Origin of the sequence: Streptomyces sp. NBC_01314, from assembly GCF_041435215.1 — a bacterium.
Taxonomy (GTDB): Bacteria; Actinomycetota; Actinomycetes; order Streptomycetales; family Streptomycetaceae; genus Streptomyces.
On sequence record NZ_CP108394.1, the window covers coordinates 10,947,471 to 10,964,804 of the forward strand.

Consider the following 17,334-nt stretch of genomic DNA (forward strand, 5'->3'; position numbering starts at 1 on the left):
TCGGCCAAGTCGGCCGCGTTCGATCGGCGGGTTCAGTCGGGCTGTACGGGGGAGTGGTGCTTCGGGCTGTGGCACGGCCCCCCACCCGCCGATACTCGTGGGGTGGGGGTGGGGGCAGCCGCGGCCCCTTGGGGGCCACGGCTGACCTTCGGCTACGAAGTGAACGGTGTGGAACCGTCCTCCGTGACGATGCTCCACAGATGGTCGGCGGTGCCGCTGTCGTCCCATTGAAGGGCCTGCGCTCCGGACGACTTGGACATCTGGTCGATGCCCAGGACCATGCCGCTGTTCTTGTTGACGAGCTTGGCGTAACCGCCGCCGGCGTCCACCACCGACCACAGGTGGTCAGCGGTGAGTGTGTCGCCCCACTGCAGCGCTGTCGCACCGGCGGTCTTGGAGGCGTCCTTGATGCCGAGCACCTGCCCGCTGTTGGTGTTGAAGATCTTGTAGTAGCCGTTCTCGGCCGGGACGATCTTCCACCAGTGGTTGTCGGTGTTGTTCCCGGTCTGTTGCTGTACGGCGCCTCCGGGCGCGATCGAGGAGCCGGAGACACCCAGCTCCAGGCTGCTGTTCTTGTTGGTGATCTTCACCCGTGGTGTCTCCGGGTACCAGGACTCCAGCTCGGTGACGCCGACGAACTTGCCCGCCTGCGGGGTGAACACGACTCGGAACTGGGAGGTAGTGATCGTCGGGAAGGTCACCTCGTTGGCGTTGTTGGCGGCCGGTGCGGCGGGGCTCTTCGTCTGGCTCGGGACGTTCACCCACGCGCCGTCCTTGAGATACTGGACGGTGTAGCTCGCCGGGACGCGGATGTTCGCACCGTCGTCGTACGTGTAGAACTTCACCTCGTTGATCTTGCGCGGCGCTCCGAAGTCGACGCCGAGGTGGTCGGTGGCGTTCGGTGAGCCGGAGTTGGTCCACCGGTCGTCGGGGATCTTGTCGTAGCGGATCCAGCCGTCCGTCGCCCGCAGCGGGGCGTCGAAGGTGGTGGGCTTGCAGGTCTGGCCGCTGTGGCAGTGCGGGCCGTTGGAGACGGTGTTGGTGTAGGAGGCGAAGGCCTTGGGGTAGGGCTGGGTGATGGTGCGGCCCAGCCAGTCCTGCTCGGCGGTGAGCGGGTTGGCCGCGACGTTCATCATCCGCGCGGGCTGTGCCGGGGTGATGGGGGCGGCCACGTTGACGGTGGTGTTGCCGACGGTCGAGGACTGATGGATGCGCTGGCCGTCCTGGAAGATCTGCAGGCCGCTGCCCTTGCCGTAGTGCGAGCCGTCCCGGTCCCAGCGGATCGAGAGGGTGTGCCCGTGGTAGGGCACGTTCTCCACCGCGAAGTAGTCCCAGCCCGACGGGATCAGGGGCTTCAGGACCAGCGTGTTGTCCGCCTGAGGCTTGATGCCCAGCAGACCGGTGAGGACCAGGTCGTTGAAGCTGGAGTGGTTGTAGTTCTCGCTGAAGTTGAACCCGTCGTAGATCCAGTCGCCGGTGTCACCGTTGGCGGCCTCGGCGATGTAGGGCTTGCCGTCCTTGTGCTGGAGGTCGGCGAACTGGGCCAGCATCGTCTGGTAGTCGGCCTTGGTGACGAAGTTCTGCGAGGGGTAGTCCTGGAGCAGGTTGGCGAGGCCGGTCAGGATCTGGCTGGTCTGGTACGGCCAGCTCGGGCCGTTCCAGTGGCAGCAGTTGGCGTCGTCGCGCTTCTGCTGGGCGGGTATCGCCTCGTAGTTGAAGTACGGGTTCGCCGTGATCCGGTCGATCTCGGCGAAGCCGGTGCCCTTGGTGAACTTCAGCGTGTTGGCGCCCGTCTTCATGGGAACCTGCACGGTCACGGACTTCGTCTCCGAGAACTGGCCCCAACTGCCCCCGGGGGCATAGCTGACGGTGATCGGGTTGGCGGTGTCCCCGTTCACGACGACCTTGTGGGTCGATGTGCCGGCGGTGGCGTTGGCATAGTGGACCGTCACCGGGTACGTGCCGTTGCCCGGCGCGTCCACGGTGAAGGTGACCGCGCTGTCGTCGAAGTCGATCTGCCCGACGTACTTGCCGTTGGAGGCCGTCGAGGAGTTCTGGGTGTTGGCGTGGACGATGGTGGCCTGCTCGGCCTCGAAGTCGTGCACTCGCTCCAGCGTGGTGGGCCCGAACGGCGCCTTGAACCGCTTGGAGTCGGTCAGGTACTTCCACGCCGACGAGTACTGCGCGTCGGGCAGGTTGAACGCCCAGGGGGCGTAGCCCATCGCCTCGCGCCAGGTCGTCCGGGTCTGCTTCAGCGTGCCGTTGGTGTTGTCCGTGTTGTAGACCTGCATGAAGAACTCGCGCTGCGGATCCCACAGTGAGTTCTGCACGGCGGCCTTCAGCTGCGCGGCCTTGGCGTCGTACTCGTTCGCGGTGGCCGTGTCGCCGTTCAGCGTGGAGATCTTGCTGATCGCCTGGGCCGCGCTGAACATGTACGCGTTGATGGTCGGCCGGTAACCGCGGCCGCCGCTGAACCAGTTGCTGCTCTTCATCGACGTCTCGGTGTACTCCGTGGCGTCGGACAGCGGGGTCTGGTGGAACAGGTCGCTGGACGACTGTGTGCCGTTCACCGTGACGTCGGTGTCGAAGTTCGAGTCCCACCGCTTGTAGAGGGCGATCAGGTGGGGGAGCGCGGACTTGATCTGCGCGGCGTCGCCGGTGACGAGATAGCGCTGGTACGCGGCGCTCGTGATCCACTCGCTGAAGTTCCGCGCGCCCGAGTTGCCCGCCCCGCGCAGCCAGAAGTCCAGGTAGTCACCCGCGTAGTCGCGGTTGTGCAGCCAGCGCCCGTCCAGCAGGTGATAACCGGTCGCGTCAGGCAGCGCGGTGTACGGGTTCCCGGCGTAGCCGATCGGCACGTCGTACTCGGTCGACACGTATCCGGTGCCCGGCACCGTGTAGCGGAGCGCACGCTTGAAGGTGCTCCACCGGTAGTAGTAGACCTCGTCGATGTCGTTGTCGGGGGTGTCGAGGAAGGGGATGTTGTCCTTGTACCACTTGCGCTCGTCGAGCTGGTTGGCGGCGAGGATCGCGTCCTTGTCCAGTGCGACGGCGTTGGGATCGTCGGCGGCCTGGGCGGGGGCCGCGCCCGGGCCGGCGGACAGCAGGCTGATGGACAACACCGAGCCGCACAGGGCGGACAGTGCGCGGCTGCTACGTCTGAGGGGGTGACGCATAGAGGTGTCCTCCATTGGGCACTCATGCGGTGGTTCGAAATGTTCGAAATTCCGAACGTTGTTCGAAATTCTGCGAGACGGTAATGACAGGCTGAAAGAGAAGTCAAGAGGTTGGACGACAGTGATCGAAAACGCTGTGAGCAGGTCCCGTGACCGCAGCGGCTCGGGTCGATCGCCACCGGACCTCGTCAGACGTGCGGACGTCACCGTCTGCGTGAGCGCTGCCGGCCGACCTGGCGTTGCTCCCCCACGTTTTCAACGAGATCGTCCGTACTGAGAGCCCGATCCAGGTCTTTTCCCGCGTCACAGCCCGAACAGCCCGAACAGCCCGAACAGATCGGCCAGATCGGCCAGGGGCGGGTCTCCTTGTGCGTGGATAGTCAGGATCGGGGGCTGGCAGTGCCCGGCACAGGGGCCGGATCAGATCAGACGCCCAGCCTGTTTTCGCTTCCCTCTTCCGCGCGGCCGCATGGCAACGCGCCCGCCGACTGCGGTGATGGCGGTGGCGGCGGCGCGGGCGGGGTCGCCCGTTTCCTCGCCGGTGCCCGCGCGGAGGTCGGCCTGCTGTGCGCCAGCGGTGGGGGGCGTAGTGGGCGATCTCGTGGCCCGGCAGGGTCTCGGTTGCCGAGCGGCCTGCCCAGTCAGTGCGGAAGGGGTCCGGCTCGACGAGGAGGACGCGCAGGCCGAGAGGTTCGATCTCCTGTCACAGGGCTTCGGCCAAGCGCTCGACAGCGAAGTTGGTGGCGCTGTAGCAGCCCACGGAGGGGAAGGCGCACGACCCCGCCGCTGGGCAGTTCCTCCACGGCCCAGCAGGCAGGCCGCTCCCCGGCGCCCCCGCGGCGCGGCGGCAACGGCGGCTACCGTTGCTCCACTTGACATCCTCCCCCGCCTAGAGGCGGGGCGCAGGGCTCGTGTCCCATGCCCCGTGCAGCGCGGCGACCCTGCCCGTGGGGATCAGGGAGTCAGGGAGCACGACCTCCGCCGCCCGCACGGAGACGAAGGAGGCGGGTTGTGCGTTCGCTGACGGACGAGACCGGGACTGCTCGCGATGGCAGTCTGAACCGTTTCGGTGCGTGCAGCACGGCAGGCAGCGCTCATGAGGGGGGCCGCGAGATCATTGAGTTGACCACGGCGACGCGGTGGGCCAGGTCGCCCGCAGGGATGTCGATGAGCTCGTAGCCGAACGCGCGGTAACTCTCTTCGTGGATCTTTTCGAAAGCGAGGGATTCCTGGAAGTTGATCCGCCGGGCCGCGGTCGGTTCGCAGAATCCCAGATTGCGGACGAAGAACACCTGCCGTTCGTAAACTCCTTCCGAGGCGATCCGTTCGAGCTCCGCCGCCAGCGCTGGGGACATCGGCCACCCCAGATAGGTGGTGAGGGCATGTGTGCAGACCGGTGACCGGTCGAACACCTGTACAAGTCCGGTGGCGTCCAACTGTCGTTGTCGCTGAGCAGTGACGACCTCGTCGATGAAGGACGCTCGTGTCCACGGCTGGTCCTCGCCCCGAGCCTGCGCTTGTGCGATGACCGCCGTCGCCGCCTCCTCGACAACGGCGAAGCCAATCTCGTCCAAACCCCGCAGGATTGATGTCTTGCCCGCGCCCGGCGTGCCGGTGAGAACGTACCGTCGCATACTCCGAGAACCCTTCCTGTATGTGGGACAGATCGATGGGCCATGCCACAGCGTCTCCGGCCACAGACAACGGGACAGTGGAGCCCTGAAGATGAGGAATGAAGGACACAGACGGATCCCTCGAACGGCTGATGTGCCGGAGACGCTCTGATGCCCGAGGCGTTGAACAAGGCAACCACAGCCGAATTGCTCAACGTCCTTCTTGGTGCCATTACATCCTGTGGTCCAGAGTCTCGGCAACCACTGCCGAGCTACCGGGTGCCGAGACGAATGGTTCAGGAGTCCTGCTGCACCAACTGCATGTGTCGATGGAGGTGGTTCGCGGTGCGGGTAACGGCTCCAGTCGGGTTGTCCCGGTGGCGAACTCGCGGAGTCGGGACGACCTCTTCGTGCTGTGCAGCGAGCCAGGCCCGGGCCCCGCTGCGGGATTCCGTGAACGCGGTTCCAATCACGGATGGTTGTGGTCGTGGTGATCAGTCCGAGCAGGATCGACTGCGCGATCAGATAGATCAAGATCTCTCGCTCAGCGGGTCTGGCGGCGGGATTCTCGACTCGGGTTCAGTGGCTGGCGAGGCGGTAGGAGTCGGTGCCGGGCCGAAGCAGCGGCGGCGCCTCGCCCCCGTCCTGCGGGTGGGTCGGTCGATCTAGGGGGTGGTCGGCGGGGCGACGACCAACTCGGTGTCGGGGTCGTGGTCGGTCTGCGGAGGACCGGCGGCGATCATGGTGGCTCGGGCCCACGGTTGTTCTCGCAACAGGAACGGCAGTTCCTCCAGCAGCCAGTTTGCCACGTGTTCCAGCTGCTCGGGGGAGTCACCGTCGCGGACGACCAACAAGCGTTCTTGCTCATCGAGATCACCCTGCATCCACACCGAGGCGTCCAACCACGGGGCGAGCTCTTCGCGGATGATGCCGGTGCCCTCGACCCAGATGAAGTCGGCACCGGCGGGGACGGTGATCGATCCGGGCCGGTTGTGCTTGATCCAGGCGTCAGGGCGGAAGTCCACCGCCTCACCCCGGTGCAGGGGTTGCAGGATGTTCTCGACGAGTACGGCGCCCCAGTCGAAGTAGGCATGGTTCCAGGCGATGTCATCGGTGTGCACGATGGCGGAGTTCGGCACCACCTTGTGAAACCTCTCGGCCAGGGTCGTCTTGCCGGCACCGCCCCGGCCGTCGATCGCGATCACCCGCGGACGTCCCGTGACATCGGGTGATGCATCGCGCAGCTGCCGGATGGCGTCGAGCATCGTCACCACCCGCCAGCCAACTGCCCCGGTCTCGCCTGGACGTAGGTGCATCGACAACTTGTCTCCGCAGGTGAGGAGGCGGATCCGGCTTGCCCGGACGGCTTGCCGGTCGCCTGACCCTATCGATGTCACGGTCAGGGGGCCACGTCGGTGCAGCCCCGCGTCTCGCAATGACCGTCCTGTCCTCTCGCTGGTGTGGGTGGCTCTGGCGGCTTGTCGTAGCCGGAGATCATCTGGGTGCTGAGGGCGGCCGGTCGGCATATCGGCGGCGGAGGAGGTGGGCGCGATCAGGACGACGCGGAGGCGGAGAAGCACGACGCCGGTGCGTCCTGTCATTGGGCGCTTCTGGAGCCTGACGTCGGTGACTGGCAGGGGTGGCAGTCCGCTGTAGGAGAGCCGGTCGAGCCAGGCAGGGCACTGGCATCGCGCTTGGCGAGCATGTCGGTGAACCAGCGGACCAGGTCGTGGGCGTGCTTGAGTTGGCGCGGCCAGACCGGGCTCGCGCGCAACACGCTGTACAACTGTGCCCGCGACGAGAGCGCGTTGATTTTGGCGTTGAGGCAGCGGGCGGGGCCGGCGGTCGTGTGTGTGGCCGCGATCGCCGCACGGTCCGCGGACCCGACCGCGGAGCGGATGCGGGAGATCATCGCGGCGGTTCTGGAGGCATTCACGGACCGGCTCATTCGGCTGATGTTCCGGCCGGGCACCCACCCAGGGCTGATTCAAAGTCCTGGTGATCATGTGGTGTTGCTGGTCAAGGCAGTCCGATCAGGTCCAGTGGGCGGGTGAAGGGCGTGTAGGAGAGCTCGCGCAGGCCGGCGGCGATGCTGTGGTGCCCAGCGGTGCGTAGGGTGCTGATCGCGAAGCTGCGCAGGGTGGCCATGTTCTCCGGTCCGTGGCCGGTGCGGATCTTCGAGGCGTCCTCGCCGAACGTGGTGTCTCTTACGTGGTGCACGGCCTCGATGCCCCATTGCGCGCGGGCGAGTTGGCCGATGGCCTGGGGAGATGCCGCACGCGCCGTCAGGTCGGTGATGGCGTAGACGGTCTCACGGGTGATCTTGCCGGTTTTGAGGTCGGTGCGATGCCGGTGGATCTTCGCGGCCTGCGCCACGTGCGGGAAGTCCAGCCCGAGACTGGTGACGGTGAGGGTGCGCACCGAGCGGGTCTCACGTCGCCCGTGCCCCGCCTCGCGGTCGTAGCGGCGGGCGGTCACCTCCTTCCACGGCAGCGAACGCAACGCGTTGTGCAGCGTCGGCTGGTTCCGCTTGACCACGAGCAGGTAGTGCGCCCTCTTCGCTTCGACCAGCCACCTGGCGTGGTCACGGTGGGTGTGCAGGGCGTCGGCGGTCACCACGACACCGGTCAGGTCGAACGGGGACAGCAGCTTCGTGAAGCCGGTGACCTCGGTGGTCTTGTCCGGCACCCGCAGCTGGCTGACGGTGCGTCCGCCTTCCAGGACGGCGGAGAGCAGGTGGGCGGCCGGGCCGGTGTCCGTGCGCGAGCCGCGGGCGGTCTTGCCGTCCATGGCCAGGTGCCGGCTGCCCGTGGGGTCGCATCCGAGTAGGTCGGCAAGCCCGCCGGGACATACGAGAGTCAGCAGACGGCGGATGGTTGAGCTGGACGGTGCGCGGCGCACGCCCAGTGGGCCGGTGGCGCGCACGCCGAGGCGGGCCAGTGCGTCCAGGGGCGCGTGGCGGGCCCACTGGCCCACGGCCAGATAGGAGCGAGCCCCGGCCAGCACCGCGCAGCAGGCGGTGAGCAGGACCGATGCCAGCGAATGGCGTCGTCCCCGCCGATCTCGCGGATCGCGAAGAACGGCCAGTCGTTCGGCGACACCCTTCACGCCTCGCTGGGCGGCGGTGGGCGACTTGGTCAGGCAGACAGTGGCAGACTGGCGGCACATCGAAGCTCCGGACGGGCAGGGCGACTTGGGAAGGTCACCCCGTCAACCGGAGCTTCGTTGTGTTCGTGACGGACTTCCGCCGGATCGTCACACCTCCGCGACCTGCACGTTTCCATGACCCCCAAGACTTTGAATCAGCCCTGGGCACCCACCCGATCCATGCCTTCCTCAGCGGCCGCGCTGAAAAAGAAACGCAGTTACGCAGCCGCAGGTCGCGGCCGCACTGCGAACTGTCAGAATCTGGCGAGTTCCACCAGGACAAGGGGCACGGACAGTAGGTGACAGTGGCTCGGCTCCGACGGTCAGAGGTCTGCCCGGGAAATACGGGGGCATACGGATCTCAGCCTTTCGAGAGGACCGATCCATGCTTGGTATAGCCGCAGCAGTACTGTTCTTCATCGCGTTCCTGATCAACGCAACTGAGATCACGACGAATGATGTCTTCTCTTCGTCGAACGTCATGCTCCTCGGCCTGATGCTGCTGGCCCTGCACGTCGCGGGGATCGGTAGTGGCTGGTCTGGCCGCAGACGCTGACAGAGCGGGAACCAAAGGTGGGGTGAGGCTATGACGGCGTCTCACCCCACTCTGTTGCCCGCACGATGTTGCGTGCGTCTTCGGGGCCCCTGCTGATTCCGGAAAGGGTGCGAACGGACAGGCATGAGACGCTCCGGCCGATCTTCTGGGTGCAGGCCCGGTGAATCGGGGCGGCTTGGGGGTACACGGGCTGGCATGGCACCGAAAAATGATCACTCCATGCCCTTGCGGGCCGTGCGGCAACTGCGCAGGATCCGAGTCTTCTACGCGGCGGCTGCTTTTCTGTGGGCGGTATTGGCTGCTTGGGAGGGTTGGGAGCACCCCGGGAGCCGGACGATGTGGGTGTCCGTGCTCTTACTCGTGGTCTTTGCGGGGCTGTTGTCCGTGACGTCCCTGTGGTTGTGGCGTCATCAGACCGCTGTCGCGGGCGAAGCCGCGCATCATGCCGCTCCGCGAGGGGTGGCCCCGGCGTCGCGAGAACCGTCGCAGATCCGGTACGGGAACCGTCTGAGCTCCGGTACGGGAAACAGTCTGAGCTCCGGTACGGGAAACAGTCTGAGCCCTGGTACCTGAGGAGCCGCCTTCACCCCACGACAGGGCCCCAAACAGGCACCTCTCTGTTGGGGGAGCAGTTGGTGGCTTCGTAGGTGACGGTTGACTCCACTTGTAGGTCAGTTCTGACTCCGCCCGATGCCTGGGGGACCCGATTTTGTAGGTGAGATATGACTCCACCTGGCGGTCCTGCTGCGGCGGGTTGACCGTGCTGGGGCAGTGCCTGTTTGCATTCCCGGCTCTGATCAGGCCTGAGTGGTGGCTGATCGTACGACGGTCAGGCCGCACCGGTACGGCTCGTCGAGCTCGCCGTCGGGGAAGAGCCGTGCCAGCTCAGTGCGGTTCGCGCCGAGGAGTTCGGCCCGCTCGACGGGGTCCATGACCACGAAATGCGAGTGCGTGCCGAGATTGCGGATGTGCTCCTCGACGGTGAGCCGGCGCGACCACGTGATCTCGCGCGTAGCCACCCGGACCGGAAACGGGGCGAACAGCTCGGCCACAGTCGTCGGGAAGCCGCGGGTGAAGGGCGCGAGCCGATCCTCCTCCTCCGCGACCCACCCGACGCGGACGTCGGCCTGGTTCCACCACAGGGCCAGCACGCCGTGCGGGCGCAGCACGCGCAGCGCTTCGGGGACGGAAAGGACCGGGTCGGTCCAGTGCCAGGCCTGGGCGTAGGTGATCACGTCGAAGCTGCTGGCGGCGAAGGGCAGACGGTTCCCCTCGCCCCGCACCAGCGGGACCTCCGGCTCGGCTCGGCGCAGTTCTGCGGCCATACCGGCGCCAGGCTCCAGGGCGACGACGCGGGCGCCGCGCTCGCGTAGCAACCGGGTAGCGATACCGGTGCCGGCTCCGCAGTCCAGCACGTCGGCGCCGACCAGCGCTCGGCTGGCGAGTTCCTCCACGGCGTCGAAAAGAGCCGGCGGATAGCCAGGGCGGGTGGCAGCGTACTGCGTGGCAACGGTGTCGAAGGACAGGGCGCGGGCTCGGTTCGCGTGGGATGCCATGCCCGCGATCTTTGCGGGCAGAGGACGGAGTTGCCAGCGGTTCACAGCAGGATCGGCGTCCAGCGCGTGCGATTCCTCTGGCGCTGGTGGCCAGTGCCACGTCAGACAACGTTTGCCCTGTCCGCTACCGGCACCTCGGGGCGATGTCCCCCGTCGATATGTCCGCGCGTTCAGGGGCACGGCCTGCACGGCCAGCGCGACCCCGAGCCGTCGTTCCGTCGCGACGGAGCGGCCAACGTGCCAGGATAAATCACGTCAAGCCGTAACTCGCGTGGGCCGGTATCGCTGGGCTACTGCCCCCGACCGGAACTCATGGCGGTCCACGGGCTCGAGCTGGATGCGCTCGCGCAGACCGGCGAGCAACGTCGGCCCGTGTCCGGCAAGGACCGGCTGAACAAGGAACTCGTACTCGTCGATCAGTCCCAGATCTGCCAGCGCCAGGGGGAGCGTCACGCCACCCACCCACAGGCCCTCGCCTGACTCCTGCTTGAGCCGCTGAACCGCTTGCCCCAAGTCGCCTCGCACCAGGTCGGCATTCCAATCGACCCCGCTCAGCGTGCTCGACACGACGTACTTCTTCGCCCGGTCGATGGTCTCGGCGAACGGGATCTGCCACTCATCCATCCAGTCAGGCCACGTGTCCGTGGCTGGCTTCCGCCACGCCGACTCCATCATCTCGTAGGTCACCCGGCCGAATAGCAGGGCATCGGCTCGCTCCATCTCAGCGGTCCAGTAGCGCATCGACTCCTCGTCCGGGGGGAGCCCTGCCTCGTGATGGCAGCAGCCGTCGAGCGTGACGTTGATCGAGTATCGAAGTGGTCTCATCTCGTTGCTCTCCCTTGATGCGCGCAGCGCGTTTTCACCGGACCGTACTCAGACGACTGTCGGCGCCATTTCTCATCGGCGCCCGATCCCGTCGATCGTCGCCTTGAACGGATCCAGGCGCGAGATCCGGGGCGGAAGCTGCTTGCGCGGCGCCGGCCACACCGACTCCAGCGCCATCGCCACCGTCCGCGACCCACCCCGTACTTGGCCGACAAAGCCCTGCTGGACAGTCCTTCGACCCGAGCGTCATGGCGTATCGCCGCGTACAACTCGACCTTCGAAACGGGCACTTGAGCCACCCAGGGCTAGCTGATGCACCCCGATACTCCCACCGCAAGGCCCCCAGTGGAGTCAAAACTCGGCTCTGTCACAGATCTTGGGGAGCGGTCGCAGAGGGTGACCGCTGTGTTCGATTGCGAAGGCCCGGGTTCGCATGAGACGGCGTACGCCCCACCGACCGACGGGCGAGGTTGACGCTCCGTCAGGTGTGCGGTGGCCAGGTTCGCAGTCGGCTGTGTCCGGTGACGGTGCTGGTCATGCAGGCCGACATATCGTTCTGGGACTCGCTGGTGTTCGCCGGGATCGACGACGTGGACGTCGAGGCGGTGACCGTCGCCTTCGGCACGGTCGACGTGGTGGCGAGAGGACGTGCGGCGGGAGCCGCGTGCCCGGACTGCGGACGCTTCTCGGGCCGGGTGCACGACTCCTACCAGCGCACGGTGAAGGATCTCCCGCTCGGCGGGCAGAGCGTCGTGATCCGGCTGACGGTCCGGCGGTTCATCTGCGGTGGGAACGACTGCGCGCGTCGTACGTTCGCCGAGCCGTTCGCCCGGCTGACCGTCCCGTACGCACGTTTCACCAAGCGGCTCAACCACGCCCTGGAGCGCGTCGGACTCGCGCTCGCCGGACGGGCCGGCGCCCGGCTGACCGCCCAACTGGGCTTACACGCAGGGCGGATGACCTTGCTGCGCAGGGTCATGGCACTGCCGGACCCGCAGCTCAGCACACCGCGCGTGCTGGGCGTGGACGACTTCGCCACCCGCCGGGGCCAGAACTACTCCACCGTCCTGACCTGCGGAGAAACCCACCGTGTGGTCGATGTCCTCCCGACACGCGACGCGGGACCACTGGCCGCGTGGCTGACCACTCACCCCGGCGTCGAGATCATCTGCCGGGACCGGGCGGGCGCCTACGCCGAAGGCGCCCGGCTCGGCGCCCCGGCCGCCCTCCAGGTCGCAGACCGGTTCCACCTGTGGCAGGGCCTGGGCCGGGCCGTGGAGACCTGCGTCGCCGCCCACCGCGAGTGCCTGCGCGCTCCGGCACCACCCGGGCCGCCGGACGGCACACCGCCGAACGACCCCAGCCCGGAGCCCGCCGGTCGGCGGGCCCAGCGCAAGAAGGCCGCGCACGCCCAGGTCCACGAAATGCTCGCGCAGGGCCACTCGCGCCGGGCGATCGCCCGCCACCTGGGCTGGGGCCTCAACACCGTGCTGCGCTACGCACACGCCGCGCGCTGGCAGGACACCTTCCGTGAGAACCGGCCCCGGCCCAGCCGCCTCGACCCCTACAAGCCCTACCTGGAACGGCGCTTCGCCTCCGGATGCACCAGCGTCACCCGCCTGCACCGCGAACTCCTCGCCGAGAACGCCCCCGTGACCTACCAGATGGTCCGCGCGTTCATCGCCCCCCTGCGCGCCGCACCGCCGCAGGCGCCGCCTCCGCCGCCGACGGTGCGCAAGGTGACCGGCTGGCTCACCCGGCATCCCTCGGCCCTGAGCGAGGAGGACCGAGTCGCACTGAAGGACGTCCTGGCCCGCTGCCCCGAGCTGGACACCGCCGCCGGACACGTCCGCGACTTCGGCGAAATCATGACCGCCCGACTCGGCGCCACGCTCCCCGCCTGGATCGACGAGGTGGGCGCCAGCCAGCTGCCCGGCCTCACCAACTTCGCCCTCCACCTGCTCCGGGACCTCGACGCCGTGACCGCCGGACTCACCCTGCACTGGAGCTCCGGCGGCACCGAAGGCGCCGTGAACCGCATCAAAAAGATCAAAAGGCAACTCTACGGGCGCGCCGGATTCGAACTACTCCGCAAGATGATCCTGCTCCAGTAACCCTCCGCAACCGCTCCCCAAGATCTGTGACAGAGCCCAACTCTCACCTACAAAGCCAAGTTGGCGAGGGCGGCGATCAGGTGCATCACGCTGAGGTAGGACTTGAACCAGTCGGATCTCGCAGAACGTCACCGGCCAGTGTCGGAGCCGTGTCCGACGTCCCGACGAAGCCGACGTCGACGTTGTACCCCTCCAGCGCCTGCCGGACGAAGTCTCCGAACGGGACGCGGCCCGTTTTGGTGACCATGAAGCGGAGCGGCCGTAGCGCGCGGCGGCCACTGCGACTGGCGTGCGACAGATGAGCACGACGGGCCTTGTCTGAATGTCAAGTCAATTGCTTGCGCAGGGAGATGCGTGGCAGGCGCAGGATCGGACGCGTCGGAGGGTGTGTTCACAGAGGGATGCGTCGGCCGAGCGACGGGTGGGCTCGAAAAACGCTGCCCGGCTCCCCGTCACGACGTGGGCAAACTCCTCGCCGCGGGCGAGGCGTCCAGCGGCCTGACGGGGTCCCGTCGAGCGTGTGAGCAGACCTGCCCCCAACCTCCTCCGGAACCGCCCGCCCTCTGTGGTCGTCTTGTGCGCTGACTGTGCACGAAGCGGGGAAATGGGGGACGTTGTGACGCGGAACGTAACGAAGGCCGGTCTGTTGTTGGTGGCCATGGCGACGGTGCTCGGGGCCTCGGCCTGCGGCGGGGAAGCCGACGCGGCGGCCGATGGGAGAGGTGGGTCGCTGCCCGCGCACGGGACGGTGGAGTCGGGGGCGCCCTTTGAGGGCGGGGCGTCGTCCGGCTCGGCGCCGACGTCTCCCGGTAAGGTGGGGAGCTTGTCCGGTGTCGCGCGGACCGCCGCGTCGCCCATCACCCGGCAGGTGCCGTGGAACCTGGACATCCTGGACCAGAGGTCGAGGCCGCTGAACGGGAAGTTGACCACCACCGCCAGGGGCAAGGGCGTTCACGTCTATGTGATCGATACCGGGATGGACATCGCTCACAAGGAGTTCGGTGGACGCGCCCGCCTCGGCGCCGACTTCGTGGGCCCGAAGGACTCCGGTGACTGCTTCAGCGAGGAGGGCGTCGGCCACGGCACGTTCGTCGCGGGCATCATCGGCGGGGCGAAGTACGGGGTGGCGCCCAAGGCGGAGCTGGTACGCGTCCAGGGCATCCTGTGCGAGAGCCAGGGCGGCGGTACCCCGGCGGCGGCCGAGGCGGCCGTGGTGAAGTCGGTCAAGTGGGTCATCGCACACGCGCAGAAGCCGGCGGTGGTGAACATGTCGCTCAACTTCGACCGCCGGTCGGCGGCTGTGGACTCCGCCGTGAAGAAGATGGTCGACGCGGGGATCCCGACAGTGGTGTCGGCCGGCAACTTCAATGACGACGCCTGCAAGCATTCCCCGGCCGGCGTCCCCGGCACGATCGTCGTGGCGGCCTCCACCTCGAACGACCGTGTGTGGAGCGACACCGGCTCCTACGGATCGGGTTACGGACGGTGCGTGGACCTGTACGCCCCCGGCCAGAAGGTGACCGCCGCCCTCGCCGGCGGCGGTACGACCAAGGAGATCGGCGGCGCGACGTCGTGGGCCGCGCCGCATGCGACCGGCGTGATCGCGCTGTATTTGTCGGCGCACCCCCACGCGACGGCACGCCAGGTCCACGTCTGGCTCGACCAGACGGCCACCCGTGGTGTCGTGCGCGGCGTCCGCTCCGACACTCCCAACCGGCTGCTCAACACCGGCGGCATCTGACCTGCCCCGGCCGCCCCGGTCGCACGGTTACGCAAGCGCTGCGCCTCACCGGAACGGCAGGCGCAAGTCGCGCCGCCACCGCGCCCACACCATCGTCTTCCTCCTGTCACAGGCGGCGTGCGCCTCTTGGCGCCGCCTGTACTCGGCGAATGCCTGCGCAGCGGCGTGTGGGCCCTCGCGGCCGAACATCTGCGGCAAGCCGTAGCCCGGACCTGCTTGGTGGCCAGGGAGCCGGCCACCCGCAGCTTGTCCGGCCAGGAATTGAGCACATTCCCTCGCTGACCTTGTCGCGCGGGGTGCCGGGCACCGTTTCCCTCCGACCAGTGATCCTCCGCTTGTCAGGAGACAGGCGCCGGGGTGTCCCGCAGGGTGACATTGGCGTGGCTCTCCTGGAAGCTTTGGTCTGAAACGAGGGTCAGCCGGGCCGGAATCAGGCGACAGCAGGCAGCTGAAGACACCTCAGGTCACGGGCCGTTGGTGTCACCGTGTCGATACTGGACATGCTCGCAGCCAACGTCCCGAGAACACCCGCACACAGGTGATCCGCCTCCCCGACTACGCACACGCTGACCTACCGGGCGGGCTCGCCGCGTCAGGCGGCCATGGCCTGCGCCACCTGGAATGGGTCGGCCGGGGAGAACTTGAGGTAGTCGGTTCGAGCTTGCCGTGTGCCGCGGCGAGGCCGATGAGGAGACCACGCCAAGCCAAGCGCGTGATGGCCGAGTTGAATCTGCGGCACCGCCGCCGGGCCTGCTGCGAGGACCGTCTGTGGCTGGTCTCCACCACCGGCCAGCTGGTCACCAGCGGACGGCGGTATCGGCCCCGGCTCGGCCCGCACCTGGCCATGGACCGAGGTGACCGTCGCCCTCGACCGGCTTCACTACGACGGCAGCGGGTGCGTTCAAGGCCGAGGAGTGTGGAGGGAGACCAAGATCGCACATTGCTTGTCGATGGTGGACTTCATCGGGTTGGCCACGCGCAGTGGGCAGATCGCCACTGCCTGCCTGCCTGCCTGCCTGCCTGGAGCATGGCCACGGGATTTCACAGCCGCTCGCAGGGGGTGTCGGCCTCGCAGCCTCTGGGCTCGGGACGGGAGTACGGTGGCGGTACCGAGTGCACCTCGCACGCCGTCATCCATTTCGGCGTCGCCCTCGGGGAACGGCAATCCCGGAGCGCATCGCGTCCGGTCGGAAATGAGCCGCCCCACATGAGCCTGTTGAGCCTCGGAGTACTCGCCTCCTCGCGCAAGGAGAACGAGTTCCGGCTGCCGTTGCATCCCAGCCACCTCGAACGGATCGCCCCGGACGTACGCGAGAGGATCTTCCTCGAACAGGGCTACGGCCTACGGTTCGGCGTCGCCGACGACGCGCTGCGACCACTCGTGGCGGGCCTGCGGTCCCGTGCGGAACTCCTCGCCGAATGTGACGTTCTGCTGCTGCCCAAACCGATGCACGACGACATCGCCGAGCTGCGGGAGGGGCAGGTGCTGTGGGGCTGGCCCCACTGCGTGCAGGACGAGAAGATGACTCAGATCGCCATTGACCGACGGCTGACCCTGATCGCCTGGGAAGCCATGAACCACTGGACCTCCGCAGGCGCTTTCAGCGTCCATGTGTTCCACAAGAACAACGAGCTCGCCGGCTACTGCTCGGTGCTGCACGCCCTGCAGCTCGGCGGGCTGACCGGCAGCTACGGGCGCCGCCTGCGCGCGGCGGTCATCAGCTTCGGTGCCACGGCGCGCGGAGCGGTCACTGGCCTGGGTGCCATGGGGGTTTCCGATGTCACGGTGCTCACCCAGCGCGCCGCCGCAGCGGTGGCCTCACCGATGCCATCGGTCGTGATGGGCCACTTCGAGGAGCAGGAGGACGATCCGACGCGCCTGCGGGCCTCCACCGGGGCCGGTTCCGTGCCGCTGGCGGAGTATCTGGCCGGGTTCGACATCATCGTCAACTGCGTCCTGCAGGACACCGACGCGCCGCTCATGTTCGTGACCGAAGAGGAACTCGCCCTGTTCCGGCCGGGGACCTTCTTCATCGACGTCGCCTGCGACGAGGGCATGGGCTTCGAATGGGCTCGCCCGACCACCTTCGGTGAGCCCATGCTCACGGTGGGGCAGGGAAGCCACTATTACGCGGTGGATCACAGCCCCTCCCACCTGTGGAACTCCGCCACCTGGGAAATCAGCGAGGCGCTCCTTCCCTATCTGCGCAAGGTCATGAGCGGTCCTGTGGCATGGGACCGCGACGTGACGCTCAGAAAGGCCATCGAGATCCGCGACGGCGTCATCCAGAACCCGAAGATCCTCTCCTTCCAGCACCGGCAAGCCGGCCACCCCCATGCCCTGGAGGTCCCGGCGAACCCGCTGAACTCAAAGCTCCAGAGATCATCCATCTGATTGATCTGATCAGGACCTGAGCGAAGCCCATCGGCCGGTCGCCGGCCGGCTCGCCCAGGCGGCGACCGGCCGACTCACCCACCCCAGCCGCATGCCCGGAAGCAGGAAAAGAGCGCTTCCAGCCGCGGAGACTGGGCCCGCCGCCCACGGCGCTGGACCTGGCGGCCGTCACCGTACGGCGCCGTCGGCCCGGCTCAAGCCGCAGGGCGCC

At 67.6% G+C, this 17,334-nt stretch carries 11 protein-coding genes and 1 pseudogene; 4 read left to right on the plus strand and 8 right to left on the minus strand.

Translation table 11 applies throughout. The features are described from left to right. Positions 1 to 152: 152 nt before the first annotated feature. The 5 genes from OG622_RS48320 to OG622_RS48340 form a co-directional block, all read right to left on the minus strand. Positions 153 to 3,176, minus strand: coding sequence for an RICIN domain-containing protein (locus OG622_RS48320; RefSeq protein ID WP_371583684.1), 3,024 nt, complete (start codon positions 3,174 to 3,176; stop codon positions 153 to 155). Between the two features lie 1,094 nt (positions 3,177 to 4,270). Further along, complete coding sequence (locus OG622_RS48325; protein WP_371583685.1) at positions 4,271 to 4,810, minus strand: ATP-binding protein; 540 nt, start codon at positions 4,808 to 4,810, stop codon at positions 4,271 to 4,273. Positions 4,811 to 5,454: 644 nt separating this feature from the next. Then, positions 5,455 to 6,105, minus strand: a complete 651-nt coding sequence (locus tag OG622_RS48330; RefSeq protein ID WP_371583687.1) for a uridine kinase — start codon at positions 6,103 to 6,105, stop codon at positions 5,455 to 5,457. A gap of 281 nt (positions 6,106 to 6,386) precedes the next feature. Next, a complete protein-coding gene (locus OG622_RS48335; protein ID WP_371583689.1) occupies positions 6,387 to 6,725 on the minus strand; it encodes a hypothetical protein in 339 nt (112 codons plus the stop codon). A gap of 83 nt (positions 6,726 to 6,808) precedes the next feature. Further along, positions 6,809 to 7,957, minus strand: coding sequence for an ISAs1 family transposase (locus OG622_RS48340; protein WP_371583691.1), 1,149 nt, complete (start codon positions 7,955 to 7,957; stop codon positions 6,809 to 6,811). 364 nt (positions 7,958 to 8,321) lie between these two features. On the opposite strand from OG622_RS48340, the gene OG622_RS48345 reads away from it, so the two are divergent. Then, a complete protein-coding gene (locus OG622_RS48345; RefSeq protein WP_371583693.1) occupies positions 8,322 to 8,492 on the plus strand; it encodes a hypothetical protein in 171 nt (56 codons plus the stop codon). A gap of 797 nt (positions 8,493 to 9,289) precedes the next feature. On the opposite strand, the gene OG622_RS48350 is transcribed toward OG622_RS48345, so the two are convergent. Both OG622_RS48350 and OG622_RS48355 read right to left on the minus strand, forming a co-directional pair. Next, positions 9,290 to 10,048 (minus strand): class I SAM-dependent methyltransferase, encoded by a 759-nt coding sequence (locus OG622_RS48350; protein WP_371583695.1) that lies wholly within the window; start codon positions 10,046 to 10,048, stop codon positions 9,290 to 9,292. Between the two features lie 255 nt (positions 10,049 to 10,303). Beyond that, a complete protein-coding gene (locus tag OG622_RS48355; protein WP_371583697.1) occupies positions 10,304 to 10,873 on the minus strand; it encodes a dihydrofolate reductase family protein in 570 nt (189 codons plus the stop codon). A 536-nt stretch (positions 10,874 to 11,409) separates the two neighbouring features. On the opposite strand from OG622_RS48355, the gene OG622_RS48360 reads away from it, so the two are divergent. Further along, the gene (locus OG622_RS48360; protein ID WP_371583698.1) at positions 11,410 to 12,987 is read left to right on the plus strand and encodes an ISL3 family transposase; all 1,578 of its coding nucleotides are present in this window, start codon (positions 11,410 to 11,412) and stop codon (positions 12,985 to 12,987) included. A gap of 114 nt (positions 12,988 to 13,101) precedes the next feature. Here OG622_RS48360 and OG622_RS48365 read toward each other — a convergent pair. Further along, positions 13,102 to 13,278, minus strand: a pseudogene (locus tag OG622_RS48365) (PfkB family carbohydrate kinase); the annotation flags it as partial. A gap of 523 nt (positions 13,279 to 13,801) precedes the next feature. Here OG622_RS48365 and OG622_RS48370 point away from each other — a divergent pair. Both OG622_RS48370 and OG622_RS48375 read left to right on the plus strand, forming a co-directional pair. Next, positions 13,802 to 14,728, plus strand: coding sequence for a S8 family peptidase (locus OG622_RS48370; RefSeq protein ID WP_371584449.1), 927 nt, complete (start codon positions 13,802 to 13,804; stop codon positions 14,726 to 14,728). Positions 14,729 to 15,935: 1,207 nt separating this feature from the next. Further along, positions 15,936 to 17,123, plus strand: a complete 1,188-nt coding sequence (locus tag OG622_RS48375) for a N(5)-(carboxyethyl)ornithine synthase (protein WP_371583700.1) — start codon at positions 15,936 to 15,938, stop codon at positions 17,121 to 17,123. Positions 17,124 to 17,334 lie beyond the last annotated feature (211 nt).

Excerpts from the sequence above, each read along its gene's own strand:
- OG622_RS48320 (WP_371583684.1), bottom strand. The coding sequence starts at position 3,176 with ATGCGTCACCCCCTCAGACGTAGCAGCCGCGCACTGTCCGCCCTGTGC.
- OG622_RS48325 (WP_371583685.1), bottom strand. The coding sequence starts at position 4,810 with ATGCGACGGTACGTTCTCACCGGCACGCCGGGCGCGGGCAAGACATCA.
- OG622_RS48330 (WP_371583687.1), bottom strand. The coding sequence starts at position 6,105 with ATGCACCTACGTCCAGGCGAGACCGGGGCAGTTGGCTGGCGGGTGGTG.
- OG622_RS48340 (WP_371583691.1), bottom strand. The coding sequence starts at position 7,957 with ATGTGCCGCCAGTCTGCCACTGTCTGCCTGACCAAGTCGCCCACCGCC.
- OG622_RS48345 (WP_371583693.1), top strand. The coding sequence starts at position 8,322 with ATGCTTGGTATAGCCGCAGCAGTACTGTTCTTCATCGCGTTCCTGATC.
- OG622_RS48350 (WP_371583695.1), bottom strand. The coding sequence starts at position 10,048 with ATGGCATCCCACGCGAACCGAGCCCGCGCCCTGTCCTTCGACACCGTT.
- OG622_RS48355 (WP_371583697.1), bottom strand. The coding sequence starts at position 10,873 with ATGAGACCACTTCGATACTCGATCAACGTCACGCTCGACGGCTGCTGC.
- OG622_RS48360 (WP_371583698.1), top strand. The coding sequence starts at position 11,410 with ATGCAGGCCGACATATCGTTCTGGGACTCGCTGGTGTTCGCCGGGATC.
- OG622_RS48375 (WP_371583700.1), top strand. The coding sequence starts at position 15,936 with ATGAGCCTGTTGAGCCTCGGAGTACTCGCCTCCTCGCGCAAGGAGAAC.